This is a genomic window from Streptococcus oralis (genome assembly GCF_026782125.1).
Taxonomy (GTDB): domain Bacteria; phylum Bacillota; class Bacilli; order Lactobacillales; family Streptococcaceae; genus Streptococcus; species Streptococcus oralis_CE.
The window spans coordinates 1-20,968 of sequence record NZ_JAKUVY010000005.1 but is presented as its reverse complement, the minus strand read 5'-3'; the positions used below and the strand labels follow the sequence as shown (position 1 = coordinate 20,968).

The following is a 20,968-nucleotide window of genomic DNA, read 5'->3' as shown; positions in this document are numbered from 1 at the left end:
TATTATTTTGCTTCCATCACGACTGGCAAGATTGCCGGGCGACGCTTGGTTTGATCAAAGAGGTACTTGGTCAGATTGTCACGAACCTTGCCTTTGAGATCTGCCCAGTCAAAGTCATCACCTTGAAGATACTCTTCTACCGTTTGGTTAATCAATTCTGAACTTTCACGGAGAATATCACGGCTCTTCTTGAGGTAAACAAATCCACGTGTATGGACGCGAGCCTTGGCCACAATTTTTTTCTCACGACGGTTGACAGTGATTGCTACGATAAAGATCCCATCCTCTGACAAGACCTTACGGTCACGAAGGACGACATTTCCAACATCCCCGATGGCATTTCCGTCAATCAAGACATCCCCTGCAGAAACTGCTCCAGCTGGAACAAAGTCTCCATGTTCATAAGACATGGTCGTTCCCTTTTTAGGGATGAAAATGCGTTCCGGCAACATCCCAACTGCCATGGCAGCCTTGGCATGCGCATCCAACTCACGGTACTCCCCTTGGATAGGGAAGAGGTAATTTGGTTGCAGAAGATTGATCATCAACTGCAAATCACGCGCATTCCCGTGTCCGGATACTCGCAAGCTTTGGGTAATGAGTTTCACCACACCACCAGCTTGGTAGATCATGTTTTCAACACGCGCCATAACGGCTTCTTTGGCGATAGATGGAGTCGTTACGATATAGACCAAGTCCCCATCTTTGATTTCCACATAGCGGTGGCGACCAATAGACATCTTACGAAGTCCATTAATAGGCTCACCCATACGCCCAGTCTCAAGGATAATCAACTCATGGTCTTCAAAACGAGACATTTCTTTGGGTTTAATCAAGAGACTTTCATTAGCTAGAGATAATTTTTTGAGACGAATCGCAGTGCGGACGATATTTTCAATATCAAATCCAGTCAAAACAACTCGGCGACCTGTATCTGCTGCAGCATCAAAAACCTGCTGAATACGAGAAAGGTTGCTGGCAACTGCGGCAACGATGATACGACCTTCCCAGTCTGCAATGGTCTGGGTAATTTCGTCTCCAACTTCACTCTCGCTCGCCACCTGGATATTGCTGTCTGCATTGGCTGAATCACTGAGGAGCGCCAAGACACCATCACGACCGATTTCTGCCAAACGAGCAAAATCCGTCGCATAGGATTCGCTAGCTGTCTGGTCAAACTTGAAGTCCCCTGTATAAACTATGCTACCTTCAGCTGTTTTCAGGACTATTCCCAAACTTTCTGGGATGGAGTGGGTTGTACGGAAGAAGGAAACCACAGTCCCTCCAAAGTCGATCTCTGTATCTTCATCAATCACATGGAAGTCATTGAATTTCTTAACCGTATCATTCCCTTTGACAAAGAGTTTGGCCAACTCAATAGTCAACTCAGAACCAAACACAGGCACCTTAGCCTCTGCCAAAAGATAAGGCAGGGCACCAATGGCATCCGCATGTCCGTGGGTCAAAAAGACCCCTGCGATACGATCGCTATTTTCAAAAAGGTAGTCCATATTTGGAATGACGACATCAACACCTAGTTGTTCATTTTCAGGGTATTTAAGCCCCGCATCCAAAACAAAAATAGAACCATCGATTTCAGCGATGTACATATTTTTCCCATTTTCTCGTACACCACCTAGTGTTGTTAAACTGATATTACTCATTTTTCCTCCGAAACTTCATTTATCTTGATTATAGGGCGAATTCACCCTCTTATTCTAAAAGTTCTAAAACTTCCAGCCGAATCTTTTCCTACCATTATACCATTTTTTTGATTATTTTCAAAACGAAGATAGGTTTTTAACTAGAGATTAGTCACTACTGTGAATCGAATTCTTTTACTTTGACTTCTCTTTTGGAGGCTTCATCGAAGATAATGGAACGATTGTACCATCAAAAATATGGGCTTTTTGAATCAATTTAATTTCAGATACCTTTCTCGAACCCTAAATTTCTCTTTTAGTTCAAAACAAGTTAAATTCTTGCCCTTCGCCTCTCGACTTGAAAACTATTTTTTTCAAAGACATGGTTTATCTACGTCCAAAAGCGAGAATTGCCTGTTCGCTACAAAATCTAAAAAATTTTCAGCAATTAGCCACTAAGATGGAGGATACTGATAGGAGATTTCTTCAAAAAGAAAAAAGACTTAGAAATTCTAAATCTTTTTATCATCTTTAGTTTGGATAGATATAAGTGACGTTACCTAAAAATTCATGTGGATTAAAGAAGCCACGGTAATTCGCAATCTGCTTTTGACGTCTGTAGTTTGCTTCCAATACCTGAATAGAGTTTTCACTTTGAACATCTGTTACATAAGCAACGTGTCCATATTCACCACCATCCCAAACGGCGATTGCTCCTACTACTGGAACACTTCCTGTCTTATAGCCTTGAGCACTAGCGTAGATTGCCCACGTGTTGGCATTTCCCCACCAGTTGCTAGCCCAAGGAGCCAATTCTTTCACGCCCCATGTACACTGACCAACAGGATAAGAGTTTCCATAGTTTGTCGGAGTCTTTTCGACAACATCCTCTGTATTTGATACCACATTCGCAGTACTAGCTGGAGCACTGTAGGTAGAGCTAGCCTGAGCGAAACCACTCACTTCCAATACATCGCCTGGGTGGATAGTGTCAAAGATGGTTTTTCCATTCAAAGCTGCCAACTCATGCGGATCCATGCCGTTTGCAGTTGCAATGGCATAAAATGAATCACCGTCTTGGACAACGTAAGAGTTCGCATGAACCGTTTGAGCCCCAACTGTAGCCAAAATAGCGGTAGAAGTCAAACCAAGAGTCAGTTTCGTAACTGTTTTTTTCATAACTAGATTCCCCTTATATTTTCTTGATAAGAAAATCATACTTGATTTACATGTCAGTTCGTTTAGAGTTATATTTTAGTCATGTTACAAAAATTTATACTTTTACTACATAAGGTTTAAAAGCAGACATCGTATAAAGTGATAGAAGAGAATAAAAAATGAATCATTTCCCCAATCTTTACATCAGCAAACCATCCAAAAGACTATCTAATCAACCACTCCCACAGCAAGCATTTATCCGACAAAAAGAGACTGAGATAGGTCATCTCAGTCCCTTTCCATCTATAACTCCATTAAAAAATCATACATTTCTTGCACTGTCCCCAGTGCCATTATTTCTTGATCTTTGACGGTTTGTTTGAGATTTTGGTAAATCTGACTTTCAGCAATTTCCCTTTTCGGCGCTTCTTTATTGACTGTCATGACACCATCTTTGATCGTCACAAAGCCCAGTTCCTCAAATACTTGAATCATCTTGACCAGCAAGATTTGTTGGATATTGAGATAAGCCGCCAGATCCTTCAGCTTATAGCGAATATCAAACTCTGGAAACTGGTAAATGGTCTTGTACAATTTAGCAAACTGCTCTCTAGTCCCATAACCTGTTAGATAGTAGGCCTTGTCAATGTCGTTCTTGAAATAGACCGCAGAGAAATTTTGCTCCTGAAAAACGGTCTTCAGCAGGGTAATATCCTCAGGAATGGTTTTCACAACCACAGCATCACTGGTCGCTAATTCTGGTAATTCTCCAGCAAAGTCCAAGACTGGAACCCCTTCTGGCAAGACTGCATTCTTCCCACGAATGTTAAAGAGTTGAACACCTTCCACACGCGCATCCACCATCATCAACTGGAGGGCAGTTTGGCCATTCCATTGGTTGACAGACAGGGTGACTGCCAATTCTAAGTTTTTTGTCTGAGCAAACTCTGTCGCCCATCTACCTTGTCCGAAGGCCACCACTTCAAAACTCGCCTCACCCTTGGAAATTTTTAGTTTGAGGTGGGCATTGCCTGCCCCCATAGTACGGGCACTTTCGACCTGAAAATCCTTGATATAAAAGACAGGTTTCTGATTGTCCATTCCAAAAGGTGCCAAACGTTCAAAACTTTTGACCGTTTCCAAGCTAAGCGTCTCCAAGTCTAGCTCTTCATCTAGATTTAACTTATTCTTGCCACTAGCATCTGCACCCTTTTCACGGACATAACCTTCCAAAACCTGGGATAAATCTGAGAATTTCTCAACCTCTAGCGTCATCCCTGCTGCACCAGCATGGCCGCCAAAGGCGATAAAGAGGTCTCGATGGGGATCCAAGGCTTCAAAAATATCGACAGCTTCCACGCTACGAGCACTGCCCTTGGCACGACCGTCCTCTATGTTAAGAACGATGACCGTCTGCCCTAGTTCTTCCAGCAAGCGGCCAGCCACGATACCCAGAACTCCAGGATTCCAACCTTCCTTTGCCAAGACCTGGACCTTCTTCTCAGGATCCACCATGGTCTTAGCTTCTTCATAGATTGACTGAACGATTTCCTTGCGCTCTTCGTTTTTCTGATGAATCATGAGGGCAATCTCATGCGCTTCCTCATCATCAAAGCCAGTCAACAAATCAATGGCAGGATTGGGATCGTCCAAGCGGCCTAAGGCATTTAAACGAGGGGCAATCTGGAATCCAACCGTTTCTTCTGTCACTTCATTAGCAGCAATCCCAGCCATGTCTAGCATTTCTTGCAGACCGATGCGCTGAGTATGCCCCAACATTTCCAGACCATATTGAACCAAAATACGGTTTTCATCCGTCAGGCTCACCATATCGGCAATAGTTCCGATGGCGACCAAATCAAGCAACTCCACTTGTACTTCTTCTAAAAGAGCGCAAGCCAGCTTGAAAGCCACTCCGCATCCGGCCAACTGTTTGAAAGGATAGCCCGCATCTGAATGCTCGGGATGAACAATCGCATAAGCATCAGGAAGGGTTTCAGGCATGGAATGATGGTCAGTCACAATGACATCCACTCCCATAGACTGAGCTAGTTCAATAGCCTCGTGACCTGCAACCCCATTGTCCACTGTCACAATCAAGGAAATCCCCTCTTGCTCGATAAAGTATTTATAGACACTGGCATTAGGGCCATAGCCATCTGTAAAGCGATTGGGCAGGTAAACACGACACTCTGCGCCCAGCTGTTCCAAACTTTCCTTAACAATAGAGGCCGAAGTCATACCATCCGCATCATAGTCTCCATAGATGAGGATGTTTTCCCCTTCTTCAATTGCCTGACGAATCCGCTCCACTGCCTTGTCCATATCATGGAGCAGATAGGGATCGTGCAAGTCTTCCAAAGAAGGTTCTAAGAACTTCTTTAGACTTTCTTCGTTCTGAATCCCTCTTTCAAATAATAACCGAGCCACCTCAGGACCCAGTCCAGCCCTCTTGGCTATCTTTGTAAAATCCGCATCTTCAACCTGCGGGGCAAACTGCCATTCATAAGTAGGAGTTATCAAAAAAACATCCACTCTTTCTAAGAATTCTATCGTTTCATTATAACACGATTTAGGCATTTTCTCTATCCATATTGCTTTTTTATAACATTTTAGTGAATTTTTTTCAGATATGATTTGACAAGAACATTCTTTTGTTGTAAAATCATGTTATAAAATCTAACACAAAGGAGATCTCTCATGGCTTTAGTAGAATTTAAACACGTCGAAAAATATTACGGAGACTATCACGCACTCCGCGACATCAATCTCCGTTTTGAAAAAGGACAAGTCGTTGTCCTGCTTGGACCTTCCGGATCTGGTAAATCTACTCTTATCCGTACGATTAATGGTTTGGAGGCTGTTGACAAAGGAAGTCTCCTAGTCAATGGACACCAAGTAGCAGGTGCCAGTCAGAAAGATTTAGTTCCTCTTCGTAAGGAAGTCGGCATGGTTTTTCAACATTTTAACCTTTATCCACACAAAACTGTGTTAGAAAATGTAACACTAGCTCCCGTAAAAGTTCTAGGAATTGATAAAAAAGAAGCTGAAAAAACAGCCCAAAAATATCTGGAATTTGTAAATATGTGGGACAAGAAAGATTCCTATCCATCCATGCTATCTGGTGGACAAAAACAACGGATTGCCATCGCACGCGGCCTCGCTATGCGTCCGGAACTCCTCCTCTTTGATGAGCCAACATCTGCTCTTGATCCTGAGACTATCGGAGATGTTCTAGCAGTTATGCAGAAACTGGCACATGACGGGATGAATATGATCATCGTTACCCATGAAATGGGCTTTGCCCGTGAAGTTGCTGACCGCATCATCTTTATGGCCGACGGAGAAGTTTTGGTGGATACGACAGATGTCGATGATTTCTTCGACAATCCAAGCGAACCCCGTGCCCAACAATTCCTCAGCAAAATTATCAACCACGAAAGTGACAAAGTCAAATAAGGAGGCGCCTATGAAAAAGAAACTCTTTTTATCCGCATTATTAATTGGCCTTTTCAGCCTTGTTGCTGCCAAACCAGTCCAAGCCGATACTAGAGTCGCAGACATTCAAAAAAGAGGCGAACTGGTTGTCGGTGTCAAACAAGACGTTCCCAATTTTGGTTACAAAGATCCCAAGACAGGAACTTATTCTGGTATCGAAACGGACTTGGCCAAGATGATTGCAGACGAACTCAAGGTCAAGATTCGCTACGTTCCTGTTACTGCACAAACTCGTGGACCACTCCTAGACAACGAACAGGTCGATATGGATATCGCGACCTTCACCATCACAGACGAGCGTAAAAAGCTATACAACTTCACCAGTCCCTACTATACGGACGCTTCTGGATTTTTGGTCAACAAATCTGCCAACATCAAAAGCATTGAAGACCTAAACGGTAAAACGATCGGAGTTGCCCAAGGTTCCATTACCCAACACCTGATTACTGAACTGGGTAAAAAGAAAGGTCTAACCTTTAAATTCGTCGAACTTGGTTCCTACCCAGAATTGATTACTTCCCTTCACGCTCACCGTATTGATGCCTTTTCCGTAGACCGCTCTATCCTGTCTGGCTACATTAGTAAACGGACAGAACTGCTAGATGATAGTTTCAAGCCATCTGACTACGGTATCGTCACCAAGAAATCAAATACTGAGCTCAGCGACTATCTTGATACCTTGGTCACTAAATGGAGCAAGGACGGTAGTTTGCAGAAGCTTTATGACCGTTACAAGCTCAAACCATCTAGCCATACCGCAGATTAAGGAGGACACCCCATGACAGATTTATCATCTTGGACAGCCTATTTTCAGGATTTTGGACAATTTTTCAATGGTTTCCTCTTCACTCTTGCCCTAGCGGTTGGTTCCTTTATCCTAGCTATGGTCTTAGGAATCATCTTTGGAGTCCTATCAACTAGCAAACATCAAATTTTAAGGATTTTGGCTCGTATCTTTGTCGAATTTTACCAAAACACCCCTCTCTTGGTACAGTTTGTTATTGTTTTTTATGGCCTACCCCTTATCAGTGATCACACCATCATGATTCCAATTTATTGGACAGCTGTTCTCTGCGTCGGACTTTATCACGGTGCCTATATTGCTGAGGTTATTCGTTCAGGGATTCAGTCTATTCCTAGTGGTCAGATGGAGGCCGCATTGTCGCAAGGTTTTTCCTATATCAGTGCTATGCGCTTGATTATCTTGCCTCAGGCCTTCCGTATCATTCTCCCTCCTTTGACCAACCAAATCGTTAACCTTATCAAGAATACTTCAACGGTTGCGATCATCTCTGGAGTGGACTTGATGTTTGTGACCAAGTCTTGGTCGGCGCTCAACGGAAACTACATCCCTGCATTTCTAGGTGCCGCCCTACTCTACTTTGCCCTTTGCTTCCCTGTCGCCCAATTTGGTCGCAAGATGGAGCAAGCCAACAAAAAAGCCTATTCACTTTAGGAGGTTACTATGGAATCTATTTTAGAAGTTTTGACCCCAGATAACCTAGCCTTTATCTTTAAAGGATTTGGCTTGACCCTCTATATTTCTTTAATTGCTATCGTCTTCTCGACCCTTATCGGAGCAGTACTAGCCGTAATGAGAAATGGGAAAAATCCTGTCTTGCGAATCATCTCCAGCATTTATATAGAGTTTGTGCGTAATGTTCCCAACCTTCTCTGGATTTTCACCATCTTTTTGGTGTTTAAGATGAAGTCCACACCAGCAGGTATTACGGCCTTTACCCTTTTTACCTCAGCAGCCCTAGCTGAGATTATCCGAGGCGGTCTCAATGCCGTGGACAAGGGTCAGTACGAAGCAGGAATGTCGCAAGGATTCACTTCAGTGCAAATCCTCTACTACATCATTCTCCCACAAGCAATCCGTAAAATGCTGCCGGCTATCATTTCTCAGTTTGTGACCGTGATTAAGGATACCAGCCTTCTCTACTCTGTTATCGCTCTACAAGAGCTCTTTGGAGCTAGCCAAATCCTCATGGGACGCTATTTTGAACCTGAGCAGGTCTTCAGTCTTTATATCCTGATTGCCTTGATTTACTTTATCTTTAACTTTGCTATTTCTAGCTTGTCTCATAAGCTGGCAAAACATTGGCAACAAGCCGCAGAATAAAGAAACTAGCTCTCCATGCATGTGGGGAGCTGGTTTTTGACTGCTACTAAGCGCTGGTCTTGCTTCTGACTATCCAGAGAAAGATTCTATTGCATGTAGTCTATTACCTCCTCTCACGGCTACATCCTAGCTACATAAGGGCAATAGAAAAAAGAGAACCTTAGTCCTCTCACTTAGACAGTTTATTCTGAGCATCGGCCACAACCTGAGCCAGACTTGTCTGACGAAGTTGGTTTTCCATCGCTAGTTGGATATCCAGCAATTTTTGATCCAAGACTTCATGAATATTTGCTCCTACTGGACACTTAGGATTTGGATTGTCATGGAAACTAAAGAGCTTGCCAGATTTTCCTAAACATTCAACAGCCTGATAAACATCAAAAAGGCTAATATCTTGGAGGTCTTTGATAATCTCGGTACCGCCCGTACCACGAGCAACTGAAATCAATCCAGCTTTTTTGAGTTGCGATAAAGTCTTTCGGATAATAACTGGGTTGACTCCAACACTGGCCGCAAGAAAATCGCTGGTTACTTTACTATCTGTATCCTGCATTGCAATAATAATCATCATATGAGTCGCAATTGTAAATCGGCTTGAAATTTGCATTTTCTTCTCCTTTTACATCCTATCTGATACCCATTATACCCTTTTGTGTTGTAATGTCAATTATTACCACAATATTATTTTTAATCAGAAAAAGCCTTGTATTCCCTAGTAAGTCTAGTGACTGAGAGAATACAAAAGCTTATCTTTTACCCAATTTTACGAGCAGTTCCCTTTATTTTGTGTCTTGACCAGACTGAACTGATAGAAATCCCCGCACCAGCCAAGGTAAAAACAGCTAACATCCCTAGATTAAAGAAATAATTATCCGGATATTCTCCGCTTGCAATTAGTTCATTTACCACTCGGAAAGCATAGGCAAACTCAACCCCTAGTTGAGCTACGACTTCCATTGCCAAATCGATTTGATTCACTAAAAAGACTGTAACTACCATCAAAACAACAGAAATCAGAATCCCTTTTCGTGATAACTTTCTTGCAAACATTTCATATCCTTTAATGGTACAAATTCCAAGAACAAGCCCCGCTGCGACAGCTACATAACCAAGACGAGCTATGAAAAGAGCAACCGCCCCACCAATCAAGGCGCCAAGTAAGGCGCCAATGGTACCAAGAAGAACATTTTCCTTCTGACTGTGATAAGAATCCATTTCAATTTGAAGATTACTCTTCAAAAATTGATAGCTTTCTTCATTGATAATGAAAACCGACTCTCCTAATTGATAGAGACTAACTGGGCCCTCTTGACCACTGTAGCCACAAACTTGAACGAAGTGATGGGTTTCAAGGAATGCAACGAGGTCTGTTATAAGTGTCTGTAATTTTTCAATTGTCTTTGATTTGCGCATCGCACCCTTGACAACAATAGATACAGTGTACTGGTTAATAGATAAGGTTGACAAGTTTGGAAGTGATTCGCTCTTAAAGTCATCCCACACCAACTCGTTTTCTTCTGAATCTGCAGGATTGCCATTCAAGCTCACACTGACGCTAAGTCGAAACTGATTTTTTACATCTGCTTCATGTAGCAATAATAAGTAACCCGATTGACGTCCATAAATGCTTCCGGACTCCTCATCAAACTGTAGGCCTAATCCTGAAGCAATAGCTTCTAATTCTTCTGGCTTCATAAATAATCTCCTTTTTATTTTGAGCATCAATTAGTATGGTGTTCAAATTATATATTTTTCCATATTCTAGCATAAACTTTATAATCTGTCAATTCGTTTCCTTTTTGACTTTCCAAGAAACAGCTGTCATTAGATTATCCTATTTCTAGTCAAAACTCCTTTTAAAACCAATCTTTCTTGTCTCTTTCCATCCAGAGTTCAACATCCTGATCATAACCTTCTTGTTCACTAATCTGACCTAACAATTCATGGTTATGAGTATGGTGAATCCCATTTACCAAACTTTCATAGTAGACCTGGAAATAGGGGAGCTTCAAATCCTTAGCCAACTGCAATTCAGCTTCCACATCATAATCCACTCGACGAAAATCAACATCAGACAAACCTGCTTCATCAAACTCTAAAATCATATACTGGGCCCGCAGGTCCTTACGCAACTTCGCATCTAAAAAGAAGGGTTGCCCAATGGATCCTGGATTGAGAATCAACTGACCATCACTTCCATAACGAAGCAACTGTTGGTGAATATGGCCATATACTGCGATAGAGGCACGGGGATTCGTCACCAATCTATCAAAATCTTCTTGTTTTCCCGTATGGATCAATTCTCTACCCCAGTTTTTATCAGGGAGATGGTGAGTGATTCCCACCATCAAATCACCAAACTGACGATGAACTTGCATGGGTTGATTATTGAGGTCTTCGATTTCTTTAGGGCTAATCTCCTCTAAGATGTACTGACTTTGACGCAGGAGATAACGATGACTCGCTTTTGTAGGATCTAACTTGCGATGCAGGCCTCGCCAGAGACTATTCTCCCAATTTCCCAGAACTCTTACTGTAATAGGCAAGCTAGCTAAGAGATCCAATATCCTTCTACGCCCTGTCCCAGGCATGAGTATATCTCCCAAAAGCCAGTACTCGTCTACCTCTGCCGCTTTAGCATCAGCCAGTACAGCTTCCAAAGCTGTCGTATTTCCATGTATGTCTGAAAGAACTGCTATTTTAGTCATTCTTTCTCCTTATTTTCCTTCTTTTGTTAGTATTATAACAGAAAACACTCGAAAAGATTACTATCACTGATCACTGGATTAAATTGTAAGAGCCTCCGAATCGTGCTATAATATAAGTAAAGAGAACCTTCATTTATAACCAGATACTCTTCAGTAGCACTCTTTTAGCAAGAATTGGAGGAATATTGCCATGAAAAAATATCTTAAGTATACCCCATACTACCTTGTCATTTTCTTCTTTTACTGGCCCCTCTATGAGCTATTCTCACTACTCATTACTGACCCATATACACTGAAGGGACTGTACATTAACAACATCATCCTCTTTTCACCTTTGGCAACTTTCATCATATCCCTTCTTTATAGCTACCGTTTCCATTTCTCACTTTGGTGGTTGCTGGGAATTGGACTGCTCTATTGCTTTACCATCATCACCTTTGGTGAGTTCATTCTTCTTTATCTCGTAGCCTATGAAATCTTCGCCCTACTTGGTATGGCTTCAGGTAGAGGTCTTAGTCATCTTACAAACAAGCAGAAAAGTAAAAAAATAGGATAAAAGCCTTGAAAAATCTCGCAATCATGCTATAATAATGCATAGAGACAAGTCACTTAGCCCCTTTCTACCAGAGAGTGCGTGGTTGCTGAGAACGCATAGAAAGCCTAAACTGATACTACTCTACTGACTTTTATGCAAACATAAAACGGTGGCTACGTTAAAGCCAATCAGAGGTGTCAACAGTTTTTGTTGTGCATAAATGAAGGTGGAACCACGTTGCGACGTCCTTTTAGGATGTCGTTTTTTGTTTTGTCAGAAGGAGGAAGAACGATGCTTTATATGATTGGCGGATCGCCTTGCAGTGGAAAGTCAACAATTGCCTCACTTCTTGCTAGACAGTATCAACTACTTCATATCAAATTGGATGATTTGGTAGAAGAGATGATGAGTCAAGCAAGTGCAGACTCACAGCCAATTTGCCTTCTTAGGCAGGATAGAAATCCGGAACAAATCTGGATGAGAAATCCAGAAGAGATGGCAGATGAAGAATGGCGCTTTTATGAAGAGATTTTCCCTTATGTAAAATCTTACTTGATAAAAAATCAAAACAGACCTCTCTTGGTGGAGGGAGCAGGACTTTTGCCTCACTTAGTAAAGGAGCTTGAATGTCAAGCATCCTCCTATCTATGCTTGACTCCGACAGCTGATTTTCAAAAAAAGCATTATATACAGAGAGAATGGGTTCCTTATGTCTTAGAGGGTACAACCAACCCCGATCAAGCTTTTGAAAACTGGATGCAACGAGACATTCTTTTTGCTCAAATGGTTCGTAAGGAAGCGGTGAGATTAGGCTATCCTAGCCTCATAACAGATGGCAGTCAATCAGAGAATCAGACTGCGGAAGAAGTTGCTCGGCTCTTAAAATTGTCCAAAAAAATAGAATAAATATTTAAGGAGAAAACACATGATTAAGATTACTTTCCCAGATGGCGCTGTTCGTGAATTCGAATCTGGCGTTACTACTTTTGAAATTGCCCAATCTATCAGCAATTCCCTAGCTAAAAAAGCCTTGGCTGGTAAATTCAACGGCAAACTCATTGACACGACTCGTGCTATCACTGAAGATGGAAGCATCGAAATCGTGACACCTGATCACGAAGATGCCCTTCCAATCTTGCGTCACTCAGCTGCTCACCTTTTTGCCCAAGCAGCTCGTCGCCTCTTCCCAGATATTCACTTGGGTGTTGGTCCAGCTATTGAAGATGGCTTCTACTACGATACAGACAATACTGCTGGTCAAATCTCTAACGAAGACCTGCCTCGTATCGAAGAAGAAATGCAAAAGATCGTTAAAGAAAACTTCCCTTCTATTCGTGAGGAAGTATCGAAAGATGAAGCGCGTGAAATCTTCAAAAACGACCCTTACAAGTTGGAATTGATTGAAGAACACTCTGAAGACGAGGGTGGTTTGACTATCTATCGTCAAGGTGAATATGTAGACCTTTGCCGTGGCCCTCACGTGCCAACAACTGGTCGCATCCAAATCTTCCACCTTCTCCATGTAGCTGGTGCTTACTGGCGTGGAAATAGCGACAACGCGATGATGCAACGGATCTACGGTACAGCTTGGTTTGACAAGAAAGACTTGAAAAACTACCTCCAAATGCGTGAAGAAGCTAAGGAACGTGACCACCGTAAACTTGGTAAAGAGCTTGACCTCTTCATGATTTCACAAGAAGTCGGACAAGGGCTTCCATTCTGGTTGCCAAATGGTGCGACTATCCGTCGTGAGTTGGAACGCTACATCGTAGACAAAGAGCTAGCTTCTGGCTACCAACACGTCTACACTCCACCACTTGCTTCTGTAGAGCTTTACAAGACTTCTGGTCACTGGGATCATTACCAAGAAGACATGTTCCCAACTATGGACATGGGTGACGGGGAAGAATTTGTTCTTCGTCCAATGAACTGCCCACACCACATCCAAGTCTTCAAACACCATGTTCACTCATACCGTGAATTGCCAATCCGTATCGCTGAAATCGGTATGATGCACCGTTACGAAAAATCTGGTGCCCTTACTGGTCTTCAACGTGTGCGTGAAATGTCTCTCAACGACGGTCACCTCTTTGTAACTCCTGAACAAATCCAAGAAGAATTCCAACGTGCCCTTCAGTTGATTATCGATGTTTATGAAGACTTCAACTTGACTGAATACCGCTTCCGTCTCTCTCTTCGTGACCCTCAAGATACTCACAAGTACTTTGATAATGATGAGATGTGGGAAAATGCCCAAACCATGCTTCGTGCAGCTCTCGATGAAATGGGTGTTGACTACTTTGAAGCTGAGGGTGAAGCAGCCTTCTACGGACCAAAATTGGATATCCAAGTTAAGACAGCTCTCGGAAAAGAAGAAACCCTTTCAACTATCCAGCTTGACTTCTTGCTTCCAGAACGCTTCGACCTCAAATATATCGGAGCTGACGGGGAAGAACACCGTCCAGTTATGATTCACCGTGGGGTTATTTCAACTATGGAACGCTTCACAGCTATCTTGATTGAGAACTACAAGGGAGCTTTCCCAACATGGCTTGCACCACATCAAGTAACTCTCATCCCCGTTTCTAACGAAAAACACGTAGACTACGCATGGGAAGTGGCTAAGAAACTCCGTGACTGTGGTGTCCGTGCTGATGTGGATGAACGCAACGAAAAAATGCAGTTCAAGATCCGTGCTTCTCAAACTAGCAAGATTCCTTACCAATTGATCGTTGGTGATAAGGAAATGGAAGACGGAACAGTCAATGTTCGTCGCTATGGCCAAAAAGAAACACAAACTGTCTCAGTTGATGACTTTGTGCAAGCTATCCTAGCTGATATCGCCAACAAATCACGTGTGGAAAAATAAAACGATCACTGTCTGAGAAACATTTTTCAGTAAGAAAAAGCAACAACTGAAATAGTTGTTGCTTTTTTATATTTTATTTAACCTGAGCTAGTCGTGATTGGTCAAACCACCACAAATGGTATCCTCATCAACAATCCTTTCTATCCACTAACTGTTGGTTATAGGATATCCTCCCAAGATTTGCTTCCTCGAGTTAGAAAAGTTCAATATCCTCAATCCTTGTCTGCTTCATTTTCTTTTACGAGATCTTTTTGTGAATCTTTTTCAGAGAGTTTTTGATCGATATACTTGTTAATGTTTTCATAAAATTCCTTGGTCATCTCACTATCTAATTTTGTCGAATTATGGACTTGATTGACTTTTAATTGAACAGATTGAATACCGTAAGAGGCTTGTTTTTGGTGGATCCTTTCTAATTCTTCTTCTGAAATCGGATCTCCAACAACCGTCAAGACTAATTCATTGTCCCTTGACTTATAGACTTGATTAATGACCGTGTGATTGGCGAATTCTTTTCCTACAAACTGTTTGATCCCTTCTTTTCGTGCTTGATCCATCGTCAGAGTGACTGCTGAATAGCTGGCTGGAAGAACCAATAATACAATCAAGGATATCAAGCCAATTTTCATTTTAATGTTTAGCTCATTAAATGAACTTAAGGGAGATTTTCTCATCAAAATTCTTGTTCCAATAATGTTGGCTAGCATGATAAAGACACAGTTGATCAAGAAAAGATAGAGAGCCCCAAATAAAAATCGTACATTTCCGTTAGCTAAACCATATCCTGCAGTACAGATAGGTGGCATCAGAGCTGTTGAAATGGCTACTCCTGGCACGATATTGTTTGCTTCTTTTTTCCTTGACCCAATTACACCTGCTATCCCACCAGCAATAGCAATGAGAACATCCCAAATGGTTGGAGAGGTTCGTGCAATCAATTCGCTACTTGCATAAGATAAGGGAGAAATCCAGAAATACAGAGTCGAAACAAGCAAGCTGACCAATACTTGAGTAAATAAAACCTCTAAAGATTGCTTGATTAAACGCGTATCAAAAATAGCTAAACCAAATCCGAGTCCAACAATCGATGTCATAAGAGGGGAAATCAGCATGGCTCCAATAATGACAGCTGTTGAATTCATATTTAAACCTATAGAGGCAATAAAAATCGCACACATCAAAATCACTGTATCTCTTAATCGAACATGAAGATCATCATATAATTTCTCACGATATTCACGTGTTGAATAATTTCCAGTCATTGGTTACTCCTTTTATTTCATATACTCTTGTTTCTGCTTAGATGGTGGCAGAGAGACTTCTTTTCAATTTTACATATTTTAATTCTCACCTGTCATTCTTTTGAAAATAATCCTTTAAATATCCATCAGTCCATCCTTGATATTATATCAAAAATTTTACAACCTTTCTCTGAAGAACTCAATCAATTTAAAAGATAGTGAACGGGAAAAATTCCAGTTACCTTTTTCTTTGTTCTATCCTATTTTCTCACTACATAGAAATCTAAAGAAGAGCTTGAAAGATTTCTTCCAAGTTCTTAGCATTTCTTTTTACTCAATAAGTAGGTTCACTTCCGCAAACTTAATTCGCACTGTCGTTCCTTTTCCGACCTCAGACTCGATGCGAATCTGGTGGCCCAGCTCTTCAGAAATTTTCTTAGATAGGTAAAGTCCAAGTCCAGATGATTGCTGGGTCAAACGCCCATTATAGCCTGAAAAGCCACGTTCAAAGACTCGGAGCACATCACTATTTTTTATCCCGATTCCCGTATCCTTGATACAGAGTTCCTGACCTTCCATGTAAATCTCTAACCCACCTTCCTTGGTGTACTTGAGACTGTTTGAGAGGATTTGTTCAATGACGACCAACAGCCACTTCTTATCGGTCACTATGATTTTGTCAAGGTCATGGAGATTGAGCGCCAGTCCTTTTTGGATAAAGAAAAGGGCATATTTGCGAACCACTTCCTTAACCAGATCCTCCACTTGAACCTTTTCAAATATCAAGTCATCGTGGAAACTCTCCAAACGAAGATACTGCAATACCAGATTGGTATAGGAGTCAATCTTAAAGATTTCCTGTTCCAGTTGCTGCTTGACCTCACGATCAGAGACTTCTGCCACTAAAAGTCGACTAGCCGCAATGGGGGTCTTGATTTGGTGAACCCACAAGGTGTAGTAGTCCAGCAAATCCGTCAGTTTACTTTGGACTTCCGACTTCTTTTGATACAATTCAGACTCACGCTCTTCGAGCTTTTCTGCTAGCGCACATTCCAGAGGAGACTTGGGGTCTCGCTCAGCATAGAGTACTTCCTGCCGGTAAACCTGAGCTTCTGCAAAAATATCCCAAGCCAAAAATAAGAAGGTCACAAAACTACTGAGCAGAAAGAAATAAAGAAAATAAGTTCCTAGACTAGCAAACAAAAACTGAAAGAGAAGGACGAGACAGCCTAATGAAAAAATATAGGCAAAAACGCGACTGCGAGAACGCAGATAGGCTAGACAAAATGATTTCCAATCAAGCATGTTTCAGTCCGTATCCTATCCCTTTCTTGGTTTCGATAAAGCCTGCTAAACCTTGCTCCTCCAACTTTTTACGCAAGCGAGCAACGTTGACAGACAAGGTGTTATCATCGATGAAAAAGTCGCTATTCCAGAGTTCCCGCATCAAGTCATCACGCGCCACGATATTGCCAGCATGTTCAAACAGCACTCGCAAAATTTGAAATTCATTCTTGGTCAAACTCAGAACTTCCCCCTGATAGTGCAGGTCCATAGACTTGGTATTGAGGATCACACCCGCATACTCCAGCAGACTTTCATCACGACCAAACTCATAGGAACGGCGCAACAAGCCCTGAACCTTGGCAAGGAGCACCTGCTGGTCAAAAGGCTTGGTCACAAAGTCATCCGCTCCCATATTGATCGCCATGACAATATCCATAGCCTGATCTCTCGAAGACAGAAACATAATGGGCACCTTAGAAATCTTGCGAATCTCCTGGCACCAGTGGTAACCATTAAAAAGTGGCAGGCCAATATCCATGAGGACCAAATGAGGTTCTGACTGAACAAAAAGACTCAATACTTCCATAAAATCTTCTACCAAAATGACCTCAAAGCCCCACTCAGAGAGCAGTTTCCCAACTTGTTGTCGAATGACTTGGTCATCTTCTACTAGTAAAATTTTGTGCATGCGCTCCTCCTTTACTCTTGTTCAAAATATCAAAAGCCTTAATAAAAAATCTATGAATTGGTAACTCAACTATTTGGCTATTTATCTTTCAAATCCAGATTCGGAAACGAAAGCTAAATAGAGAATAATCCCATTGATATCATACCTTATTTTTAACTATAGTTCCAGCCTTATCCTATATTTTCCTTTTTGTACTCATTTAGTTAGCGTTTCTTTAACTTATTTAATAGATCCAGCCTTCTTATTGACAAGCTAGCCATGATTTGTTAGAATATGAATGAACAGATTAATTTATTCATTCATGAAGTAAAGGAGGTTAAATCATATTGGACAAAAAACAATCTTTAAAGACAGCAGCCTATGAAGTTTTTTCGAAAAAAGGTTACAAGGCAACAGGAATTTCAGAAATTGCTAGGCAAGCTGGTGTTGCAGTTGGTTCTTTTTATAACTATTACGAGAGTAAAGAAGCCATTTTTCTAGACATCTATATAGATGAAAACAACCGTGTTCGCCAAGCTATGATCGAAGAACTGGATTGGGAAATTGACATGATTGACCTCATTGGTCAACTATTTGCTCAGTCCAGAACTCTCGTTTCTTCCAATAAAATCCTTGCAGAATGGTACAATCCTGCCATCGCAGATGAGTTGCACAGCTACTATTCCTCGGAAGAAGGTAAAGTCGCAAATCCTTTTCATCAGTTTCTAGTTAAAACTTTTACAAATCGTATGCAGGCTGAAGGGTACTCGCCAGAAAAGATTCAAGATATTTTACAGGTTTATAATCTGTTTTACTATATGGATATGCATATCACGGAAAAAGATTTTCCAGATGTTGGCAAAACTGTTGAAATACTTGCAACCAACTTCATTAAAGGAGTTCTAAAATAAAGAATGGATTTCTTTATTTTTTGAAAGGATATGAATGAATTTGTTTTTAGTTCATTCATAAAATTGAGAACAGGAGTCATAAAAAATGAAAAGAGGTAAAAAAATGTTTATTATCATTCTATCAACACTTGGAGTCTTAGGCCTTATAACTTGGGGTGCCATCGCTTATTTTGGACGAAGCCAGACATTATCGATAAAATCCATCGAAAACCCCAGCGGAGATCTGTATTTAATTCATATCACAAAACCGAGTCATCAAATTTGGAAAGCTGGGGCTTATGCTAAGTTTACACTCCCTGATACCTCGTCTACTGCTAGTAAATATGAAGCTAAGGGAGAGCAAACCAGTCGATGGCTGACCATTGCCTCCACACCTGATGAAGATGAAATCCTCATTTTAACGCATAATAGCGGTAGCGACTTTAAGAACACCTTGACACATTTACCAGCTGGCAGTGAGATTGAGATGAGTTGGCTGGATTCCTCTTTGACTGTTAAAGATACGAATCAGCCACTAGTTTGCTTTGCATCTGATGTCGGCATTTCCGCTCTACGCCCCCTTATCAAAGAATGGGCTGGTAAATGTCCGATTATTCTCAACCATTTTGACAAAGGAGTTACTATTTTCGATAATGAGATGAAAGAACTGGCTCAAAAAACACCGAATTTTACTTATAAAACTATCGATGAACTTTCTCAAAGTCAAGATTTTTTAAAACGTGCTATTGACGAATACGGCAATCAAGCCAGCTATCTCATCACAGGGCAGCCTGATGATGTAAATGAGATGAAGATTTTTTTAAAGGAAAATGGTATTGATATCAAAAACATACAAGTAAGCTCATTTAGAGGTTTGAAATAGGAGCAATCTATCTTCTATGTATTTCAATCAAATCCTACTAGGTCATTCGAACAAGCCCACTAGCTAATTCTAGGTAAATGTGATAGGATAAACATAGAGAAAGGAGCTTTTATGGCCAATATTTTTGACTACCTCAATGATGTAGCATACGATTCCTTTTATGACCTCCCCGTGAATGAGTTAGACGTTCTTGCCTTGACTGAGTTGACCTATCTTGCTTTTGATGGTGTAGTAACCCAAAAACCCAAGCGCCTCATAGATCTTGCACCCCAAATTCCTAGAGACACGACGATGTTGACCAATAAAAACCGTCTCCAGTTGTTGGTTCAGCTCGCTCAACACAAACGCTTTAAAAATTGCAAGCTCTCAGACTTTATCAACGATATCGATCCTGAATTGCAAAAACAGTTCGCAGCTATGACTTATCGTATCAGTCTCGATACCTATTTGCTTGTTTTTCGCGGGACGGATGACAGCATCATTGGTTGGAAAGAAGATTTCCATATGACCTATATGAAGGAAATCCCTGCTCAAAAACATGCCCTCCAGTATTTAGAGGACTTTTTCCCCCAACATCCTAACCAAAAGGTTATTCTAGCAGGGCATTCAAAAGGAGGCAATCTAGCTGTCTATGCTGCCAGTCAGCTCGATCCAGTCTTACAAAAAAACATTGTCGCTGTCTATACTTTTGATGCTCCTGGACTTCACAAGGAACTAACCGAAACAGCTGGCTATCAAAACATGATGGAAAGAACGAAAGTATTTGTCCCACAAGGTTCTATCATCGGGATGATGCTGGAAATTCCTGATAAGAAAATCGTCGTTCGAAGCACTGCCTTGGGCGGTCTTGCCCAGCATGACACCTTTAGTTGGCAGATTGAATACAAACACTTTGTCCAACTAGACGAGACCAATAGTGACAGCCAACAAGTCGACACTACTTTCAAGGAATGGGTTGAAACAGTTCCTGACGAAGAACTGCAGCTCTACTTTGACCTCTTTTTTGGAATTATTCTTGATGCAGGCATCTCCTCTATCAACGATCTTTCTTCCTTCAAGGTCATTGAACACATTCACCATCTCTTTGTCCAAGCTCAATCCCTCACTCCCGAAGAAAGAGAAACCATGGGACGACTAACCCAACTCTTGATCGACACCCGCTACCAAGCTTGGAAAAATCGAGAATAGACAAAAACCAACTAACCTAATGATTAGTTGGTTTTTTGTTTAAGAAACTAATGGATACTACTTAGAATCTCGAGTATAGAATTAGTCTTCTTTTTTCTTGCGTGCCACAAGTCCAAATCCGCTCATCAAACCAAGTACTCCTAGAGCTGCCAAAGCTGCATGATCTTCCGTACCAGTATTAGGTAATTCTTTGGTTGCTTTAGTAGTTGGAGATTGCTTAGTCGGTTTTTGTTGAGGGGCAGTAACAACTTTTTCGTAGACATGTTCTGTGTCGCC

General features: G+C 41.4%; 20 protein-coding genes. 10 read left to right on the top strand and 10 right to left on the bottom strand.

From position 1 onward, the window contains the following. Window positions 1-2: 2 nt before the first annotated feature. The 3 genes from MK385_RS04815 to recJ all read right to left on the bottom strand — a co-directional run bounded on the left by MK385_RS04815 (window position 3) and on the right by recJ (window position 5,324). Complete coding sequence (locus MK385_RS04815; RefSeq protein WP_000065609.1) at window positions 3-1,664, bottom strand: ribonuclease J; 1,662 nt, start codon at window positions 1,662-1,664, stop codon at window positions 3-5. Between the two features lie 510 nt (window positions 1,665-2,174). Beyond that, complete coding sequence (locus MK385_RS04810; protein WP_268725430.1) at window positions 2,175-2,822, bottom strand: COG3942 and LysM peptidoglycan-binding domain-containing protein; 648 nt, start codon at window positions 2,820-2,822, stop codon at window positions 2,175-2,177. Between the two features lie 282 nt (window positions 2,823-3,104). Further along, entirely contained in the window at window positions 3,105-5,324 is a 2,220-nt protein-coding gene (gene recJ, locus MK385_RS04805) for a single-stranded-DNA-specific exonuclease RecJ (protein WP_268725626.1), read from the bottom strand. Between the two features lie 177 nt (window positions 5,325-5,501). Between recJ and MK385_RS04800 the strand changes: the two genes are divergently transcribed. From MK385_RS04800 to MK385_RS04785, 4 genes are read left to right on the top strand one after another with little or no spacing between them, the layout of a single operon-like run. Beyond that, on the top strand, window positions 5,502-6,260 hold the full coding sequence (locus MK385_RS04800) for an amino acid ABC transporter ATP-binding protein (protein ID WP_268725429.1): 759 nt from the start codon (window positions 5,502-5,504) through the stop codon (window positions 6,258-6,260). Window positions 6,261-6,270: 10 nt separating this feature from the next. Next, the gene (locus MK385_RS04795) at window positions 6,271-7,065 is read left to right on the top strand and encodes a transporter substrate-binding domain-containing protein (protein ID WP_268725428.1); all 795 of its coding nucleotides are present in this window, start codon (window positions 6,271-6,273) and stop codon (window positions 7,063-7,065) included. A 12-nt stretch (window positions 7,066-7,077) separates the two neighbouring features. Next, complete coding sequence (locus MK385_RS04790; RefSeq protein ID WP_268725427.1) at window positions 7,078-7,755, top strand: amino acid ABC transporter permease; 678 nt, start codon at window positions 7,078-7,080, stop codon at window positions 7,753-7,755. Between the two features lie 9 nt (window positions 7,756-7,764). Next, window positions 7,765-8,424, top strand: a complete 660-nt coding sequence (locus MK385_RS04785) for an amino acid ABC transporter permease (RefSeq protein ID WP_268725426.1) — start codon at window positions 7,765-7,767, stop codon at window positions 8,422-8,424. A gap of 169 nt (window positions 8,425-8,593) precedes the next feature. On the opposite strand, the gene MK385_RS04780 is transcribed toward MK385_RS04785, so the two are convergent. From MK385_RS04780 to MK385_RS04770, 3 genes are all read right to left on the bottom strand, one after another. Beyond that, entirely contained in the window at window positions 8,594-9,031 is a 438-nt protein-coding gene (locus MK385_RS04780; protein ID WP_268725425.1) for an Rrf2 family transcriptional regulator, read from the bottom strand. Window positions 9,032-9,177: 146 nt separating this feature from the next. Next, entirely contained in the window at window positions 9,178-10,119 is a 942-nt protein-coding gene (locus tag MK385_RS04775; protein WP_268725424.1) for a hypothetical protein, read from the bottom strand. A gap of 161 nt (window positions 10,120-10,280) precedes the next feature. Further along, window positions 10,281-11,132: a metallophosphoesterase family protein gene (locus tag MK385_RS04770; protein ID WP_268725423.1), complete on the bottom strand. Its 852-nt coding sequence runs from the start codon at window positions 11,130-11,132 to the stop codon at window positions 10,281-10,283. Between the two features lie 190 nt (window positions 11,133-11,322). Here MK385_RS04770 and MK385_RS04765 point away from each other — a divergent pair, with 190 nt between their 5' ends. The 3 genes from MK385_RS04765 to thrS all read left to right on the top strand — a co-directional run bounded on the left by MK385_RS04765 (window position 11,323) and on the right by thrS (window position 14,536). Next, window positions 11,323-11,688, top strand: a complete 366-nt coding sequence (locus MK385_RS04765) for a hypothetical protein (protein ID WP_268725422.1) — start codon at window positions 11,323-11,325, stop codon at window positions 11,686-11,688. Window positions 11,689-11,958: 270 nt separating this feature from the next. Then, on the top strand, window positions 11,959-12,573 hold the full coding sequence (locus tag MK385_RS04760) for an AAA family ATPase (protein WP_268725625.1): 615 nt from the start codon (window positions 11,959-11,961) through the stop codon (window positions 12,571-12,573). Between the two features lie 19 nt (window positions 12,574-12,592). Further along, window positions 12,593-14,536: a threonine--tRNA ligase gene (gene thrS, locus MK385_RS04755; protein WP_129312445.1), complete on the top strand. Its 1,944-nt coding sequence runs from the start codon at window positions 12,593-12,595 to the stop codon at window positions 14,534-14,536. 212 nt (window positions 14,537-14,748) lie between these two features. On the opposite strand, the gene MK385_RS04750 is transcribed toward thrS, so the two are convergent. From MK385_RS04750 to MK385_RS04740, 3 genes are all read right to left on the bottom strand, one after another. Next, entirely contained in the window at window positions 14,749-15,798 is a 1,050-nt protein-coding gene (locus MK385_RS04750; RefSeq protein ID WP_268725421.1) for a DUF389 domain-containing protein, read from the bottom strand. Between the two features lie 309 nt (window positions 15,799-16,107). After that, window positions 16,108-17,082, bottom strand: coding sequence for a sensor histidine kinase (locus MK385_RS04745; protein WP_268725420.1), 975 nt, complete (start codon window positions 17,080-17,082; stop codon window positions 16,108-16,110). After that, window positions 17,075-17,752: a response regulator transcription factor gene (locus MK385_RS04740; RefSeq protein WP_070696863.1), complete on the bottom strand. Its 678-nt coding sequence runs from the start codon at window positions 17,750-17,752 to the stop codon at window positions 17,075-17,077. The genes MK385_RS04745 and MK385_RS04740 overlap by 8 nt, the downstream gene beginning before the upstream one ends. 320 nt (window positions 17,753-18,072) lie before the next feature. Between MK385_RS04740 and MK385_RS04735 the strand changes: the two genes are divergently transcribed. The 3 genes from MK385_RS04735 (at window position 18,073) to MK385_RS04725 (ending at window position 20,692) form a co-directional block, all read left to right on the top strand. Further along, complete coding sequence (locus tag MK385_RS04735; protein WP_268725624.1) at window positions 18,073-18,642, top strand: TetR/AcrR family transcriptional regulator; 570 nt, start codon at window positions 18,073-18,075, stop codon at window positions 18,640-18,642. 85 nt (window positions 18,643-18,727) lie between these two features. Continuing rightward, window positions 18,728-19,504, top strand: a complete 777-nt coding sequence (locus MK385_RS04730) for a ferredoxin reductase domain-containing protein (RefSeq protein ID WP_268725419.1) — start codon at window positions 18,728-18,730, stop codon at window positions 19,502-19,504. 111 nt (window positions 19,505-19,615) lie between these two features. Further along, on the top strand, window positions 19,616-20,692 hold the full coding sequence (locus tag MK385_RS04725) for a DUF2974 domain-containing protein (protein WP_268725418.1): 1,077 nt from the start codon (window positions 19,616-19,618) through the stop codon (window positions 20,690-20,692). Between the two features lie 81 nt (window positions 20,693-20,773). Here the strand turns inward: MK385_RS04725 and MK385_RS04720 are convergent. Next, on the bottom strand, window positions 20,774-20,968 hold a 195-nt coding region (locus MK385_RS04720), incomplete at its 5' end, for an LPXTG cell wall anchor domain-containing protein (protein ID WP_268725417.1).